This window comes from Pantoea sp. B_9 (genome assembly GCF_008632015.1).
GTDB lineage: Bacteria > Pseudomonadota > Gammaproteobacteria > Enterobacterales > Enterobacteriaceae > Pantoea > Pantoea dispersa.
This window is the reverse complement of the sequence record NZ_VWVL01000008.1, coordinates 197,433-212,503: the sequence shown is the minus strand read 5'-3', so window position 1 is coordinate 212,503 and position 15,071 is coordinate 197,433. Positions and strand designations below refer to the sequence as shown.

The 15,071-nt window shown below is 52.9% G+C and carries 25 protein-coding genes; 1 reads left to right on the top strand and 24 read right to left on the bottom strand.

Translation table 11 applies throughout. From position 1 onward, the window contains the following. Positions 1 to 36: 36 nt before the first annotated feature. From rpsQ to fkpA, 22 genes are all read right to left on the bottom strand, one after another. Positions 37 to 291: a 30S ribosomal protein S17 gene (gene rpsQ, locus F3I21_RS20705; protein ID WP_010618568.1), complete on the bottom strand. Its 255-nt coding sequence runs from the start codon at positions 289 to 291 to the stop codon at positions 37 to 39. Further along, a complete protein-coding gene (gene rpmC / locus F3I21_RS20700) occupies positions 291 to 479 on the bottom strand; it encodes a 50S ribosomal protein L29 (protein WP_021508217.1) in 189 nt (62 codons plus the stop codon). Before rpmC ends, rpsQ begins: the two co-directional genes overlap by 1 nt. Continuing rightward, positions 479 to 889, bottom strand: a complete 411-nt coding sequence (gene rplP / locus F3I21_RS20695; RefSeq protein WP_002438716.1) for a 50S ribosomal protein L16 — start codon at positions 887 to 889, stop codon at positions 479 to 481. Before rplP ends, rpmC begins: the two co-directional genes overlap by 1 nt. 12 nt (positions 890 to 901) lie before the next feature. Next, positions 902 to 1,600 (bottom strand): 30S ribosomal protein S3, encoded by a 699-nt coding sequence (gene rpsC, locus F3I21_RS20690; RefSeq protein ID WP_021508216.1) that lies wholly within the window; start codon positions 1,598 to 1,600, stop codon positions 902 to 904. Between the two features lie 17 nt (positions 1,601 to 1,617). Beyond that, positions 1,618 to 1,950: a 50S ribosomal protein L22 gene (gene rplV / locus F3I21_RS20685; RefSeq protein ID WP_007891659.1), complete on the bottom strand. Its 333-nt coding sequence runs from the start codon at positions 1,948 to 1,950 to the stop codon at positions 1,618 to 1,620. A 13-nt stretch (positions 1,951 to 1,963) separates the two neighbouring features. After that, on the bottom strand, positions 1,964 to 2,242 hold the full coding sequence (gene rpsS, locus F3I21_RS20680) for a 30S ribosomal protein S19 (RefSeq protein WP_001138115.1): 279 nt from the start codon (positions 2,240 to 2,242) through the stop codon (positions 1,964 to 1,966). A 16-nt stretch (positions 2,243 to 2,258) separates the two neighbouring features. Beyond that, positions 2,259 to 3,080, bottom strand: a complete 822-nt coding sequence (gene rplB, locus F3I21_RS20675; RefSeq protein ID WP_010618573.1) for a 50S ribosomal protein L2 — start codon at positions 3,078 to 3,080, stop codon at positions 2,259 to 2,261. Between the two features lie 17 nt (positions 3,081 to 3,097). Beyond that, positions 3,098 to 3,400 carry a 50S ribosomal protein L23 gene (gene rplW / locus F3I21_RS20670; RefSeq protein WP_010618574.1) on the bottom strand — a complete coding sequence of 101 codons (303 nt, stop codon included), beginning with the start codon at positions 3,398 to 3,400 and terminating at the stop codon, positions 3,098 to 3,100. Beyond that, positions 3,397 to 4,002 carry a 50S ribosomal protein L4 gene (rplD, locus tag F3I21_RS20665; protein WP_021508215.1) on the bottom strand — a complete coding sequence of 202 codons (606 nt, stop codon included), beginning with the start codon at positions 4,000 to 4,002 and terminating at the stop codon, positions 3,397 to 3,399. Before rplD ends, rplW begins: the two co-directional genes overlap by 4 nt. 10 nt (positions 4,003 to 4,012) lie before the next feature. After that, positions 4,013 to 4,639 carry a 50S ribosomal protein L3 gene (gene rplC, locus F3I21_RS20660; RefSeq protein WP_021508214.1) on the bottom strand — a complete coding sequence of 209 codons (627 nt, stop codon included), beginning with the start codon at positions 4,637 to 4,639 and terminating at the stop codon, positions 4,013 to 4,015. A 32-nt stretch (positions 4,640 to 4,671) separates the two neighbouring features. Beyond that, complete coding sequence (gene rpsJ, locus F3I21_RS20655; RefSeq protein WP_006120582.1) at positions 4,672 to 4,983, bottom strand: 30S ribosomal protein S10; 312 nt, start codon at positions 4,981 to 4,983, stop codon at positions 4,672 to 4,674. A gap of 306 nt (positions 4,984 to 5,289) precedes the next feature. Further along, positions 5,290 to 5,772 (bottom strand): bacterioferritin, encoded by a 483-nt coding sequence (bfr, locus tag F3I21_RS20650; RefSeq protein WP_021508213.1) that lies wholly within the window; start codon positions 5,770 to 5,772, stop codon positions 5,290 to 5,292. Positions 5,773 to 5,875: 103 nt separating this feature from the next. After that, on the bottom strand, positions 5,876 to 6,070 hold the full coding sequence (gene bfd / locus F3I21_RS20645; protein WP_058776567.1) for a bacterioferritin-associated ferredoxin: 195 nt from the start codon (positions 6,068 to 6,070) through the stop codon (positions 5,876 to 5,878). A gap of 176 nt (positions 6,071 to 6,246) precedes the next feature. Beyond that, positions 6,247 to 7,431 (bottom strand): elongation factor Tu, encoded by a 1,185-nt coding sequence (gene tuf, locus F3I21_RS20640; RefSeq protein ID WP_136545556.1) that lies wholly within the window; start codon positions 7,429 to 7,431, stop codon positions 6,247 to 6,249. 69 nt (positions 7,432 to 7,500) lie between these two features. After that, the gene (gene fusA, locus F3I21_RS20635) at positions 7,501 to 9,615 is read right to left on the bottom strand and encodes an elongation factor G (RefSeq protein WP_021507461.1); all 2,115 of its coding nucleotides are present in this window, start codon (positions 9,613 to 9,615) and stop codon (positions 7,501 to 7,503) included. Between the two features lie 93 nt (positions 9,616 to 9,708). Next, positions 9,709 to 10,179 carry a 30S ribosomal protein S7 gene (gene rpsG / locus F3I21_RS20630; RefSeq protein ID WP_007886246.1) on the bottom strand — a complete coding sequence of 157 codons (471 nt, stop codon included), beginning with the start codon at positions 10,177 to 10,179 and terminating at the stop codon, positions 9,709 to 9,711. A gap of 96 nt (positions 10,180 to 10,275) precedes the next feature. Further along, the gene (rpsL, locus tag F3I21_RS20625; RefSeq protein ID WP_010616440.1) at positions 10,276 to 10,650 is read right to left on the bottom strand and encodes a 30S ribosomal protein S12; all 375 of its coding nucleotides are present in this window, start codon (positions 10,648 to 10,650) and stop codon (positions 10,276 to 10,278) included. 124 nt (positions 10,651 to 10,774) lie between these two features. Continuing rightward, complete coding sequence (gene tusB, locus F3I21_RS20620) at positions 10,775 to 11,062, bottom strand: sulfurtransferase complex subunit TusB (RefSeq protein WP_127834655.1); 288 nt, start codon at positions 11,060 to 11,062, stop codon at positions 10,775 to 10,777. Between the two features lie 9 nt (positions 11,063 to 11,071). Beyond that, positions 11,072 to 11,431 (bottom strand): sulfurtransferase complex subunit TusC, encoded by a 360-nt coding sequence (gene tusC, locus F3I21_RS20615; protein WP_058770980.1) that lies wholly within the window; start codon positions 11,429 to 11,431, stop codon positions 11,072 to 11,074. Further along, the gene (tusD, locus tag F3I21_RS20610; RefSeq protein WP_021507458.1) at positions 11,431 to 11,817 is read right to left on the bottom strand and encodes a sulfurtransferase complex subunit TusD; all 387 of its coding nucleotides are present in this window, start codon (positions 11,815 to 11,817) and stop codon (positions 11,431 to 11,433) included. The genes tusC and tusD overlap by 1 nt, the downstream gene beginning before the upstream one ends. Beyond that, complete coding sequence (locus tag F3I21_RS20605; RefSeq protein WP_021507457.1) at positions 11,817 to 12,539, bottom strand: transcriptional regulator; 723 nt, start codon at positions 12,537 to 12,539, stop codon at positions 11,817 to 11,819. Before F3I21_RS20605 ends, tusD begins: the two co-directional genes overlap by 1 nt. A gap of 186 nt (positions 12,540 to 12,725) precedes the next feature. Continuing rightward, on the bottom strand, positions 12,726 to 13,556 hold the full coding sequence (gene fkpA / locus F3I21_RS20600) for an FKBP-type peptidyl-prolyl cis-trans isomerase (RefSeq protein WP_021507456.1): 831 nt from the start codon (positions 13,554 to 13,556) through the stop codon (positions 12,726 to 12,728). A 280-nt stretch (positions 13,557 to 13,836) separates the two neighbouring features. Between fkpA and F3I21_RS20595 the strand changes: the two genes are divergently transcribed. Beyond that, positions 13,837 to 14,055, top strand: coding sequence for a SlyX family protein (locus F3I21_RS20595; RefSeq protein ID WP_010616434.1), 219 nt, complete (start codon positions 13,837 to 13,839; stop codon positions 14,053 to 14,055). A 55-nt stretch (positions 14,056 to 14,110) separates the two neighbouring features. Here the strand turns inward: F3I21_RS20595 and slyD are convergent, their stop codons facing one another. Together slyD and F3I21_RS20585 are read right to left on the bottom strand one after the other, a co-directional pair. Beyond that, entirely contained in the window at positions 14,111 to 14,674 is a 564-nt protein-coding gene (gene slyD / locus F3I21_RS20590; RefSeq protein ID WP_021507454.1) for a peptidylprolyl isomerase, read from the bottom strand. A gap of 195 nt (positions 14,675 to 14,869) precedes the next feature. Continuing rightward, positions 14,870 to 15,064 carry a YheV family putative zinc ribbon protein gene (locus F3I21_RS20585; RefSeq protein ID WP_021507453.1) on the bottom strand — a complete coding sequence of 65 codons (195 nt, stop codon included), beginning with the start codon at positions 15,062 to 15,064 and terminating at the stop codon, positions 14,870 to 14,872. Between the last annotated feature and the right edge of the window lie 7 nt (positions 15,065 to 15,071).

Genomic DNA, 15,071 nt, shown 5'->3' with positions numbered 1-15,071 from the left:
AGCCGTTCATTTTGTTTTTAGAGGAAGCGGATTCTATTACAGAATCGCTTTCTCTACAACGCGAACCAGAGTCCAGGACTTAGTCTTGGACAGTGGACGGGTTTCGCGGATTTCAACCACGTCACCAATTCCACACTCGTTGTTCTCGTCATGGATGTGCAGCTTAGTCGTACGCTTAATGAATTTACCGTAGATCGGGTGCTTCACGAAACGCTCGATAGCAACAACAGCAGATTTCTGCATTTTGTCACTAACAACACGACCCTGCAGAGTACGGATTTTATCGGTCATTACGCCGCCTTCTCAGTCAGTAAAGTCTTAACGCGTGCAACATCACGGCGAACTTGCTTCAGCAGATGGGTCTGCTGCAGCTGGCCAGATGCTGCCTGCATGCGCAGGTTAAACTGCTCGCGCAGGAGGTTAAGCAGCTCAGTGTTCAGCTCTTCAACGCTTTTTTCACGCAGCTCAGTTGCTTTCATTACATCACCGTCTTAGTTACAAAGGTGGTTTTGATAGGCAGTTTTGCTGCTGCCAGCTTGAATGCTTCACGGGCCAGCTCTTCCGGTACACCGTCCATTTCATACAGGACTTTACCAGGCTGGATCAGGGCAACCCAATACTCCACGTTACCCTTACCTTTACCCATACGCACTTCCAGCGGCTTCTCGGTGATTGGTTTGTCCGGGAATACACGGATCCAAATCTTACCTTGACGCTTAACTGCACGGGTCATAGCACGACGTGCTGCTTCGATCTGACGAGCAGTCAGACGACCACGGCCAACAGCTTTCAGACCGAAAGTACCGAAGCTAACATCCGTACCCTGCGCCAGACCGCGGTTACGGCCTTTGTGCACTTTACGGAATTTCGTACGCTTTGGTTGTAACATCAGCGACTCTCCTTACTTACGGCCTTTACGCTGCTGCTTTTTAGGTTGAGCAGCCGGTTCCGGTTGTTCAACAGCAGCCATACCACCCAGGATCTCACCTTTGAAGATCCATACCTTAACGCCGATTACACCATAAGTGGTGTGCGCTTCAGAGGTGTTGTAGTCAATGTCAGCACGCAGAGTGTGCAGCGGTACACGACCTTCACGGTACCATTCGGTACGTGCGATCTCAGCACCGCCCAGACGGCCGCTAACTTCAACTTTGATACCTTTAGCGCCCAGACGCATTGCGTTCTGTACAGCACGCTTCATCGCACGACGGAACATCACACGACGCTCCAGCTGTGAAGTGATGCTGTCAGCAACCAGTTTTGCGTCCAGTTCCGGTTTACGGACTTCGGCGATATTGATCTGTGCAGGAACGCCAGCGATGTTCGCTACGACCGTGCGCAGTTTTTCAACGTCTTCACCTTTTTTACCGATAACGATACCCGGGCGAGCGGTGTGAATGGTCACACGGATGCTCTTAGCCGGACGCTCGATAACGATGCGAGATACAGACGCTTTTGCCAGTTCTTTGTTCAGGAACTGACGTACTTTAAAGTCGCTGTCCAGGTTGTCAGCGAATTCTTTGGTGTTCGCAAACCAGGTAGAGTTCCATGGTTTTACAATACCCAGGCGAATACCATTAGGATGTACTTTCTGACCCATTGCTAGTCTCCAGAGTCTCAGCGATCGGACACAACCACAGTAATGTGGCTGGTGCGCTTCAGGATGCGATCTGCACGACCTTTAGCACGCGGCATAATACGCTTCATGCTAGGGCCTTCATCTACGAAAATTTTCGCAACTTTCAGATCGTCGATATCAGCGCCATCGTTGTGTTCGGCGTTAGCAATGGCAGATTCCAGGACTTTCTTAACCAGTACAGCCGCTTTCTTGTTGGTGTAAGTCAGAATATCCAGAGCCTGCGACACTTTCTTACCGCGAATCAGGTCAGCAACAAGGCGAACCTTCTGAGCAGAAGAACGAGCATGGCGATGTTGAGCAATAGTTTCCATCTCTTCCTCCTACTTATTTCTTCTTGGCTTTCTTATCAGCAGCGTGGCCGCGATAAGTACGTGTCGGTGCAAATTCACCCAGCTTGTGGCCGACCATTTCGTCGGAAACAAAGACAGGAACGTGCTGACGACCATTATGGACAGCGATGGTCAAACCGATCATGTTAGGGAAGATCGTTGAACGACGGGACCAAGTGCGCAGGGGCTTCTTGTCACCGCTTTCCACCGCTTTCTCTACCTTCTTCAGCAAGTGCAGGTCAATAAAAGGACCTTTCTTGAGAGAACGTGGCATGGCTTATCCTCTAAAATTATTTGCTACGGCGACGTACGATAAATTTATCAGTACGCTTGTTGCTACGGGTCTTCTTACCTTTGGTCTGAACGCCCCACGGAGTTACCGGGTGCTTACCAAAGTTACGACCTTCACCACCACCGTGCGGGTGATCGACTGGGTTCATCGCAGTACCGCGAACGGTAGGACGAACACCACGCCAACGGGTTGCACCGGCTTTACCCAGAACGCGCAGCATGTGCTCAGCGTTACCGACTTCGCCCAGGGTTGCGCGGCAGTCAGCTTCGACTTTACGCATTTCGCCTGAACGCAGACGCAGGGTAACGTAGGAACCTTCACGCGCAACGATCTGCACGTAAGCACCAGCAGAACGGGCAATCTGACCGCCTTTACCTGGTTTCATTTCTACGTTATGCACGGTTGAACCAACCGGGATGTTACGCATCGGCAGGGTGTTACCTGCTTTGATCGCAGCATCAACGCCAGACTGAATCTGGTCGCCAGCTTTCAGGCCTTTAGGGGCCAGGATGTAACGGCGCTCGCCATCTTTGTACAGAACCAGTGCGATGTTCGCAGAACGGTTCGGATCGTACTCAAGACGCTCAACAACTGCCGGGATACCATCTTTGTTGCGTTTGAAGTCAACAATACGGTAAGCCTGCTTGTGACCACCACCGATATGACGGGTAGTGATACGACCATTGTTGTTACGACCACCGGATTTGCTGTTTTTTTCAACCAGCGCGGCAAAAGGCTTGCCTTTGTGCAGCTCAGGGTTCACCACTTTAACAACGTGACGACGACCCGGAGATGTCGGTTTACATTTAACAACTGCCATTGTCTTTCTCCTCCGACTTACTCAGCGCCGCCGACGAAGTCCAGGTTCTGGCCTTCTTTCAGGGTGACGTAAGCTTTTTTCCAGTCGCTACGACGACCGATACGCTGTCCGTGACGCTTAACTTTACCCTTAACAACCAGGGTGTTTACGTCTTTCACTTCTACTTCGAACAGTTTCTCAACAGCAGCAACGATCTCTGCTTTGGTCGCGTCTTTGGCAACTTTGAGAACGATGGTATTGGTTTTTTCCATCGCGGTTGATGCTTTTTCAGATACGTGCGGCGCGCGCAGTACTTTCAGCAGACGTTCTTCACGGATCATGCCAGCATCTCCTCAACTTGCTTAACTGCTTCTGCAGTCATAACGACTTTGTCGAAGGCGATCAGGCTAACTGGGTCGATACCCGCTGCATCACGCACGTCAACCTTGTACAGGTTACGCGCAGCCAGGAACAGATTCTCATCCAGTTCACCGGTGATGATCAGCACGTCTTCCAGCGCCATGTCTTTCAGTTTCTGTACCAGCAGCTTAGTTTTAGGCGCTTCAACAGAGAACGACTCGACAACGATCAGACGGTCCTGACGTACCAGCTCGGACAGGATGCTTTTCAGCGCGCCGCGGTACATCTTTTTGTTAACTTTTTGACTGTGGTCCTGTGGACGCGCAGCGAAGGTCACGCCACCTGAACGCCAGATCGGGCTCTTGATAGAACCTGAACGCGCACGGCCGGTGCCTTTCTGACGCCATGGCTTTTTGCCTGAACCAGTTACTTCAGCACGAGTTTTCTGCGCGCGAGTACCCTGACGAGCACCTGCAGCGTAAGCAACAACAACCTGGTGAACCAGCGCTTCGTTGAAATCACGACCGAAGGTAGTTTCGGAAACAGTCAGCGCGCTCTGCGCGTCTTTCAGTACTAATTCCATTGCTATCCCCTTACGCCTTCACAGCTGGTTTAACAATCAGGTCGCTGCCGGTTGCACCCGGGACAGCACCTTTGACCAGCAGCAGGTTGCGCTCAGCGTCAACACGTACTACTTCCAGGCTCTGAACGGTTACGCGCTCATTACCCAGCTGACCAGCCATTTTCTTGCCTTTGAACACTTTGCCCGGAGTCTGGTTCTGACCGATAGAACCCGGAACGCGGTGAGACAAGGAGTTACCGTGTGTAGCGTCCTGGGTACGGAAGTTCCAGCGCTTAACGGTACCTGCGAAACCTTTACCTTTAGAGGTACCGGTAACGTCTACTTTTTTAACGTCAGCGAAAATTTCAACACTGATGCTCTGGCCAACAGAGTATTCTTCACCTTCGGTGCGGAATTCCCACAGACCACGGCCGGCTTCAACGCCAGCTTTAGCAAAATGACCTGCTTCCGGCTTACCAACACGGTTTGCTTTTTTCGCACCGGTGGTAACCTGGATCGCCTGGTAACCATCGTTTTCCAGACCTTTGACCTGGGTAACGCGGTTTGCTTCAACTTCGATTACGGTTACTGGGATTGAAACGCCTTCTTCAGTGAAGATGCGCGTCATGCCCACTTTTTTACCGACTAAACCAATCATTGTATCAACCTCTCAATCGCTCGATGACCTGATTAACCCAGGCTGATCTGCACGTCAACACCGGCAGCCAGATCCAGACGCATCAGAGCATCAACGGTTTTTTCAGTTGGCTCAACGATGTCTACCAGACGCTTGTGAGTGCGGATTTCGTACTGATCACGCGCATCTTTGTTAACGTGCGGAGAGATCAGAACGGTGAAGCGCTCTTTGCGAGTCGGCAGCGGGATCGGACCACGTACCTGCGCACCAGTGCGCTTGGCAGTCTCGACGATTTCCGCGGTTGATTGATCGATCAGGCGATGATCAAACGCTTTAAGACGGATACGGATTCTTTGGTTCGACATGAGACCAAGGCTCCAAACATTTTATAAACGAAAAAAATTACTACCCGCACCCATTACGATTGATGGGGGAGTGTAATCGTTCAGCATATAACTCCCCAATCGGGAGTATTGTCAGGCGATACACTAATCGCTATCGCCTGCGATTCTGCTCGAATCGCGCCACACCAATATCGGCAGGCCCGCGCATTATACGCAAATCTGTTCAGGAAGCAACCCATGCTGCGTTTTTAACCGCAAAAGCGCGCGCCGGTAAAAAAGCCCGCACGGGGCGGGCTGCAATCAACAGGTGGAACGGCACGGCAAACGCTACTTATCGCCCTCTTCTTTCAGCTGGGCCTGCAGATAGTTTTGCAGACCCAGTTTCTGAATCAGGTCGAGCTCAGTTTCCAGCCAGTCGATATGGTGCTCTTCATCCGCCAGAATCTCGATCATCATGTCGCGGCTGACGTAATCATGCACTTTATCGGCGTACGCAATCGCTTCGCGTAAGTCTTTCGCCCCTTCCAGTTCGAGCGTCAGGTCCGACTGCAGCATTTCCGGCACGTCTTCACCGATGCGCAGCCGGCCGAGATCCTGCAGATTAGGAATGCCTTCGAGAAACAAAATGCGTTCGATGTACTTGTCCGCATGTTTCATTTCATCAATGGATTCATGGTATTCAACATCGTTGAGGCGGATTAAGCCCCAGTTTTTGAACATGCGCGCATGTAGAAAGTACTGGTTGATTGCAACCAGTTCATTTCCCAGCAATTTATTGAGGTGAGTAATGATTTTGCCGTCGCCCTTCATTGTGCTTCCTCCGCTTGCAGATAAATAGAGCGTAGATGCGGATAAAAAGAAGTCAAAAAAACGCGACAGTTTTTGGGGTTATTCAGGCGAAGCGGATGCGCAGTTACGCTATCTCTTTGTAAAGCGGCACGTTTTGCATTTCATCATCCATAATCTCGCGCGCCACGCGAATACACTTGCCGCACTGCTTGCCGACAGGCACCAGCTGGCGCAGTTGCTGAATCGATTTGGGTTGATAACGGCGGACAACTTCACGCAGGGTTCGGTCGCTTACGGCATTACACAGACAGACGTACATTTACAGCCCACTCCAGTACAATTTCTGATCAAAGTGTAAATGAGAATGGTTTTTATTTCAACGTAGCTTTTGTGTGGGATTAGGCGTGCCGGTCAATGCAAAGCAAAAAAAAGAGCACCGAAGTGCTCTTTATCATGCTGCGGTGGCAACCGGAGCTGCCACCATCATTAACGCAATTAAGCGAGAACTTCAGCAACAACGCCCGCGCCAACGGTACGGCCGCCTTCGCGGATTGCGAAGCGCAGACCCTGGTCCATCGCGATTGGGTGGATCAGCTCAACGGTCATTTTGATGTTGTCGCCTGGCATTACCATCTCAACGCCTTCTGGCAGTTCGATGTTGCCGGTCACATCAGTAGTACGGAAGTAGAACTGTGGACGGTAGCCTTTGAAGAACGGAGTATGACGGCCGCCTTCGTCTTTAGACAGTACGTACACTTCTGATACGAACTTGGTGTGTGGCTTGATGGTGCCTGGCTTAGCCAGAACCTGACCACGCTGGATCTCTTCACGCTTGATACCGCGCAGCAGAACACCACAGTTCTCGCCTGCCTGACCCTGGTCCAGCAGTTTGCGGAACATTTCAACACCGGTACAGGTAGACTTGGCAGTCGCTTTGATACCAACGATTTCTACTTCGTCGCCCACTTTCACGATGCCGCGCTCAACACGACCGGTAACAACGGTACCACGGCCAGAGATTGAGAATACGTCTTCGATTGGCAGCAGGAACGGCAGATCGATAGCACGTACTGGATCTGGAATGTAAGTATCCAGGTGACCAGCCAGCTCAACGACTTTCGCTTCCCACTCAGCGTCGCCTTCCAGCGCTTTCAGCGCAGAACCGCGTACGATTGGGGTATCGTCGCCTGGGAAGTCGTACTGAGACAGCAGATCGCGAACTTCCATCTCAACCAGTTCCAGCAGCTCTTCGTCATCAACCATGTCGCACTTGTTCAGGAACACGATGATGTAAGGAACGCCAACCTGACGGCCCAGCAGGATGTGCTCACGGGTCTGAGGCATTGGGCCATCAGTCGCAGCAACAACCAGGATCGCGCCGTCCATCTGCGCAGCACCGGTGATCATGTTTTTCACATAGTCGGCGTGGCCTGGGCAGTCAACGTGTGCGTAGTGACGGGACGGGGTTTCATATTCAACGTGAGAGGTGTTGATGGTGATACCACGAGCCTTCTCTTCTGGCGCGTTATCGATCTGATCGAATGCACGAGCCTGGCCGCCGTAGGTTTTAGCCAGAACGGTGGTGATGGCTGCAGTCAGGGTGGTTTTACCGTGGTCAACGTGACCGATGGTGCCCACGTTTACGTGCAGTTTGTTACGTTGAAATTGCTCTTTCGCCATGGCGATAATCCTTACGTTATGCCTTCATCAGTGATGAAGGCATCAGTTCACAATTTTTAAACCGTAGCCTTATTTGCTACGAGCTTCAATAACGGCCTGAGCGACGTTGTTCGGCGCATCATCGTACTTCAGGAACTCCATGGAGTAAGAAGCACGGCCTTTGGTCAGAGAACGCAACTGAGTCGCGTATCCGAACATTTCAGACAGCGGGACTTCAGCGTGAATCTGAACGCCAGTCGCGTTAGATTCCTGACCTTTCAGCATACCACGACGGCGGCTCAGGTCACCGATAACGTCACCGGTGTTCTCTTCTGGGGTTTCTACTTCAACCTTCATGATTGGCTCAAGCAGAACCGGCTGTGCTTTCTTAAAGCCATCTTTGAAGGCGATAGAAGCGGCCAGTTTAAACGCCAGCTCAGAGGAGTCAACGTCATGGTAAGAACCGAAGTGCAGACGCACGCCCAGGTCAACTACCGGGTAACCGGCCAGTGGACCAGACTTCAGCTGCTCCTGGATACCTTTATCAACCGCAGGGATGTATTCACCAGGAATCACACCACCTTTGATATCGTTGACAAATTCGTAGCCTTTCGGATTCGAACCCGGCTCCAGTGGGTACATGTCGATAACAACATGACCGTACTGACCACGACCACCAGACTGCTTGGCGTGTTTACCTTCGATATCGGTAACTTTAGAGCGAATCGCTTCGCGGTAAGCAACCTGAGGTTTACCGACGTTCGCTTCAACGTTGAATTCACGCTTCATGCGGTCAACGATGATGTCGAGGTGCAACTCACCCATACCAGCGATGATGGTCTGGTTAGACTCTTCGTCAGTCCATACGCGGAATGACGGGTCTTCTTTCGCCAGACGACCCAGAGCCAGACCCATTTTTTCCTGGTCAGCTTTGGTTTTCGGCTCAACGGCGATAGAAATTACCGGCTCAGGGAATTCCATACGCTCCAGAATGATCGGGTTAGATGGATCACACAGGGTATCACCGGTGATCACGTCTTTCAGACCGATTGCTGCAGCGATGTCGCCTGCGCGAACTTCGCTGATCTCTTCACGTTTGTTGGCGTGCATCTGAACGATACGACCGAAACGCTCACGTGCAGATTTCACGGAGTTCAGTACGGTATCGCCCGAGTTAACCACACCCGAGTAAACGCGGAAGAAGGTCAGGTTACCTACGAACGGGTCGTTGGCAATTTTGAACGCCAGCGCAGAGAACGGCTCGTCGTCAGTTGCGTGACGCTCAGCCGGGGTATCTTTACCGTCGTCCAGGATACCGTTGATCGCCGGAACGTCAGTTGGTGCTGGCAGATATTCAACCACTGCATCCAGCATCGCCTGAACACCTTTGTTCTTAAATGCAGAACCACAGGTCACGAGGATGATCTCGTTGTTCAGTACGCGCTTACGCAGAGCAGATTTGATTTCTTCTTCAGACAGTTCTTCACCGCTAAAGAATTTCTCCATCAGCTCTTCAGAAGCTTCAGCAGCTGCTTCAATCAGCTTGCCACGCCACTCTTCAGCCAGTTCCTGCAACTCAGCACGGATATCTTCGTAAACGAAGGTAGTACCCTGATCGGCGTCGTTCCAGTTGATCTCTTTCATCTTGATCAGGTCAACAACACCGGTGAAGTTCTCTTCTGCGCCGATAGCCAGCTGCAGTGGAACCGGAGTCGCGCCCAGACGTGATTCGATCTGACCAACAACTTTCAGGAAGTTCGCACCCATACGGTCCATTTTGTTAACGAACGCGATACGTGGAACTTTATATTTGTTTGCCTGACGCCATACGGTTTCAGACTGCGGCTGCACGCCACCTACTGCACAGTAAACCATTACTGCGCCGTCGAGCACACGCATAGAACGTTCTACTTCGATGGTGAAGTCAACGTGTCCCGGGGTGTCGATGATGTTGATGCGGTGCGGCTCAAACTGCTTCGCCATACCTGACCAGAACGCAGTGGTCGCTGCAGAGGTGATGGTAATACCACGCTCCTGCTCCTGCGCCATCCAGTCCATGGTTGCAGCGCCATCGTGCACTTCACCGATTTTGTGGTTAACACCGGTGTAGAACAGGATACGCTCGGTGGTAGTGGTTTTACCGGCGTCAATGTGTGCGCTGATACCGATGTTACGGTAGCGCGCAATGGGTGTTGTACGAGCCATTTGATTCCTCTGATTCTCGGACGTTCAATGTAAGTCGACCCCAGCGGGTTGGCTGAATGAGCGCCCGCTGGTTTAACAACAACTACGTGGCGATTACCAGCGGTAGTGTGCGAACGCCTTGTTGGCTTCAGCCATACGGTGAACGTCTTCACGTTTCTTCACTGCAGTACCTTTGTTTTCTGCAGCGTCAGAAAGTTCGTTCGCCAGGCGGAGAGCCATCGATTTATCACCGCGTTTACGAGCAGCTTCTACGATCCAACGCATTGCCAGGGCATTACGACGAACCGGACGGACTTCAACTGGAACCTGGTAGGTTGAACCACCAACGCGACGTGACTTAACTTCGACAGTCGGACGTACGTTTTCGAGTGCAACTTCGAAAGCTTCCAGACCATCTTTACCAGCACGTTGAGCCAGGGTATCAAGTGCGGTATAGACGATTGATTCAGCAGTAGATTTTTTACCATCTACCATCAGGATATTTACAAATTTAGCCAGCAGCTCTGATCCGAACTTAGGATCCGGCAGAATTTTACGCTGACCAATGACGCGACGACGTGGCATGGAAATACTCCGTTGTTAATTCAGGATTGTCCAAAACTCTACGAGTTTATTTTGACATTAAAGTTAAAACGTTTGGCCTTACTTAACGGAGAACCATTAAGCCTTTGGCTTCTTCACGCCGTACTTGGAGCGAGCCTGCTTACGGTCTTTAACACCTGAGCAGTCCAGCGCGCCACGAACGGTGTGGTAACGCACACCTGGCAGGTCTTTTACACGACCGCCACGGATCAGGATCACGGAGTGCTCCTGCAGGTTATGACCTTCACCGCCGATGTAGGAGGTGACTTCAAAACCGTTAGTCAAACGCACACGGCAGACTTTACGCAGTGCGGAGTTTGGTTTTTTCGGGGTAGTGGTGTAAACACGAGTACAAACACCACGTTTTTGCGGGCAAGCTTCCAGCGCCGGCACGTTGCTTTTAGCAACCTGACGAACGCGTGGTTTGCGAACCAGCTGGTTAACTGTTGCCATTAAATAGCTCCTGGATTTAGCTTTTGCTTCGTAAACACGTAATAAATCGCCTCGTATTACTACGAGGAGGCAGAATTTTAGGGCTGTGCCCATAGGGTGTCAAGAAATAACCAGGTTTTACCCTTCACCAGGCCACTTGTTGTGGGTGCTTCGTCGTCAGCGTAACGAAACCAGTATAGTTCAGACGCGACACATTGGTCGAAATTTGCGCAGTCAGCCCGCGCGCCATCACGTCTTCTTCTAATACCCACAGCGTGGCGGGCGACGCCAGCAGCTGCTGCAGCTTCTCACTGCCTGCCAGCGCGGCCATCACACCATCCTGTAACAGCAGCACGTCATCGCCCTCCTGCAACAGCAGCAGCAGGCTATCGAAATCGCATTGCCAGGGAGAGTGCAGCAGGGTGTAGAGCATGGTCAGTTCTCAGAAACGGAGGATACGGTCATAAGTTGCCAGCGTCTGGCGCAGCGCGGCAGGTTCCAGCAACTGCGCATCCAGCACGCGCGCTGCCGTGAGGCTCAGGCCACGTGCCAGCAGTGACGCCTGACAGATATAGCAGCGATCGATGTCGTATAGCGCCAGCACGCCAAAGGTCGCAATATAGTCACGCGCCAGAATCTGCGCCGGCTGCTGATCGCGGTTGAGCTGCAGCACGCCGTCGCCAATAAAGAACAGGCCGATATCCTCACTCAGCGCGCCGGTCGCCAGCACGGCATCCAGCCCTTCCCGGCCAGCACTGCTGCCGTGCGGAGCCTGCGTAAACAGAAACGCCACGCGGTTCATCAGAACTGCACCAGGCGATCGCAGCTCAGCGCGGCTTCCGCCAGCGCGCCCAAACCGCTAAGGGTAAATCCGGGCTGCAGATTGCTGCCCGCCAGCTGCAGGCGTGCTGCCTCCTGCGCATCGGTCACGCCGCGCCGCAACGCGGCTGCTACACAGATATTCAGCGCCGCGCCACTGTCGTCGCGCAGCTGCTGCCAGGCGCGCACCATGTCCACTTCATCGCTGGCCGGCGCGCTGAGCTGATTAGCATTCAGCACGCCTTCGCGGTAAAAGAACACGCTTTCCAGCTGATGTCCCTGCGCCAGCAGCGCACGGGCAAACAGCAGCGCGCTACTGGCGTGCTGTGTGCCGTAAGCCGGCCCGGTCACCAGCAGCGTGTAGCGCATTAGCGATCCTGCCCCTGCAGATCGCCACTCTTAAACTGGCGGATATACAGATACACGGTGTGCTTAGAAATATTGAGGCGATCGGCCACCTGGTTAATGGCGTCCTTGATATCGAAAATGCCCTTCTCGTACAGATTGAGGACGATTTGGCGATTCTTGGCGTTATTCGACACGTTGCGATCGGCGCTCACTTCTTCAATAGTGAACTCCAGCGTCTGGGTGACCAGATCCTCTACCGAGCTGGCAAAGTTGACGTTGGAATCCACCTGCTGCGTTTCCGGCGGCATGAAAGTCGACATAATCTGCGAAAACGGTACGTCCAGGTTCATATTGATGCACAGCAGGCCAATCACCCGCTGCTGCCGGTTACGAATCGCAATGGTTACCGACTTCATCAGCACGCCACTTTTGGCCCGCGTGAAGTAGGCGCGCGACACATTGCTCTCCGCGCCGTGCATATCATGCAGCATGCGCAGCGCCAGATCGGTAATCGGGGAACCCACTTTGCGGCCGGTATGTTCGCCGTTGGCGATACGCACGGCGGAGCATTTAAGATCTTCCAGAGAGTGCAGCACGATTTCGCAGTGCGAGCCAATCAGCATCGCCAGACCGTCGACCACCGCTTCGTAGGATTTAAGAATATCGTAGTCTGCTTGTTCGAACGGACGCTGCTCCAGTAAATCGAAGTCAGTCAGTTCGCCGGGATTGAATGGATTAGACATCGAAGACATTACCCTAAATGGCTGGAGCCTGTCTCGACAGCATTGGGGCAGACTCATCTTATGATCATTGTGCAGGCGCTAGTCTGGCAAATGTCGCCGTTTTTAGCCAGAGCTTTACTCATCGCGCCGCAAATTCAGGATGAGCGAAAACAAAACCGCCGCCCGAAGGCGGCGGTGCAAGTCAGCTTACTGCGCTTTCTTGTCAGCGGCGGCCGGAGCCTGCGCTTTCTCATCGGCTTTCGGCGCCGGCTTGATGTCGAGCAGTTCAACATCGAACACCAGCGTTGAGTTGGCCGGAATACCCGGTACGCCGTTTTTGCCGTAAGCCAGGTTCGGTGGGATCACCAGCTTGATCTTACCGCCTTTCTTCACGTGCTTCAGACCTTCGGTCCAGCCCGGGATTACGCCGTCCAGACGGAACGACAGCGGCTCGCCGCGCGTGTAAGAGTTGTCGAACTCGGTGCCGTCAATCAGCGTACCTTTGTAGTTAACCACTACGGTATCGCTGTCTTTCGGGGTCTCACCGCTGCCCTCTTTCTCTACCTGATACAGCAGGCCAGATTCGGTTTTCTTCACGCCCTTCTCTTTGGCGAACTTGTCCGCGTAAGCGGTGCCTTTGTCGGCATTCTCTTTCGCGTCTTTTTCCATCTTCGCCTGAGCGGCCCCTTTCACGCGGCCTTCAAACGCCTGCAGCGTCTGCTCAATCTCTTCGTCAGACAGCTTGCTCTTGCCGCCAAACGCATCCTGAACACCGGCAATCAGCTGGTCTTTGTCCAGTTTGATACCCAGTTTCTCCTGCTCCTTCAGAGAGTTGTCCATGTAGCGACCCAGGGAGGCGCCCAGCGCATAGGCTGACTGCTGGTCTTCGTTTTTGAAGGCAGCATTTTTCGGCGCCTGTGGCGCAGCCTGCGCTGCGTCAGCCGGTGCCGCAGTGGTTTCTGCTGCCATTGCCAGCGGTGCATTCAGCGCGACGGCCATGGTGGTAGCTAACAATGTGACTTTAAACAGTGATTTCATCCTTTCTCCAAAACCGAAGCTTCAAAACCTCGGGAATCATTGCGGACAGTGGCCCACACTATAACTTTACGTGGCAGTGGCGAACACTCCCACAGTGTAATTACCCGGTCAACCTCCGACCTTTTTTGCTTCAGGAAGTTTCATCAGAGATATAGGCGCAACGCGGGAATTCAATGCATACGCCAGACCGAAGGTGAAATATCAGGTGATTCTGACACGAAAGACCGTAGAATCACGCCCGACAAGATCAACGCGCAGCACCGTGACAGGAGGAGTGATGATGCAACAACCAGAATGGGATCAACGCCTTGAGGCGCTGGAGAGCAAGCTGGCTTTCCAGGAACATACCATTGAGCAGCTCAATCAGACGGTGGTTCAGCACGAGCTGGAAATGAGTAAACTGCGTGAGCAGGTGCGTCTGCTGGTGGATAAAGTGAAGGCCGCCGCCCCGTCCATGGTCGCTTCGCAAGCGGAAGAGACCCCGCCGCCGCACTATTAACATCGCGTGCTTTGCTGCCCAATAAAAAGGCCACCCGCAGGTGGCCTTTTTACGCTTAGTGGTTGCAGCCACAACCACCGTGGCCGCCGCAGCCGCCGTGACCGTGCTCATGATCGTGACCATGGTCGTGGTCATGATCGTGATGATGGCCGTCAGCGCCATGAACGTGGCCGTGAGCGATCTCTTCTTCCGTGGCTTCACGGATAGCAACCACTTCTACATTGAAGTTCAGGTTCTGACCCGCCAGCATGTGGTTACCGTCAACCACCACGTGCTCATCTTCCACTTCGGTGATCTCGACCGGCACCGGGCCCTGGTCGGTTTCTGCCAGGAAGCGCATGCCAACCTGCAGCTCGTCAACGCCCATGAACACGTCTTTCGGTACACGCTGCACCAGGTTGTCATCGTACTGGCCGTACGCGTCGTTTGCCGGGATATGCACGTCAAACTTGTCGCCGACCGCGTGATTTTCCAGCGCTTTTTCCAGACCAGAAATCAGGGAACCATGACCGTGCAGATAATCCAACGGCGCACTCACCGGTGACTCGTCAACCAACACACCGTCTTCGGTACGAACCTGATACGCCAGGCTCACCACCAGGTCTTTTGCTACTTTCATGATATCTCCTAACCGTTGAGAACAAAGAATCCCGTCTCATTGGTCTATTCTCGCGTGCAATAACCAACCAGAAAGGTTCAGTACTGAGGATGCCAACAGTGCTGTTGGACCATACTGCTCAGCGTTAATGGCGCCGATTGTAGCGGAATTCAATACCGCTGTAAGGCTAAGCTTAAAAAAAGCTGCGCCATCGCGCTACTCCGGATGAAAAATGCCAATCACTTGCTCAGTGCTGCGAACCTGATCGCGCGCCTGCTTGTCCGCCTCACGCATCTGGTGGCCGCACTTCACGCACTCCACCACATCGACATTGTTTTCACGCCACATCGCCAGCGTGTCTTTCTCCTGACAGTGCGGACAAACCGCACCGGCAATAAAACGTTTACGCATAGTCTTT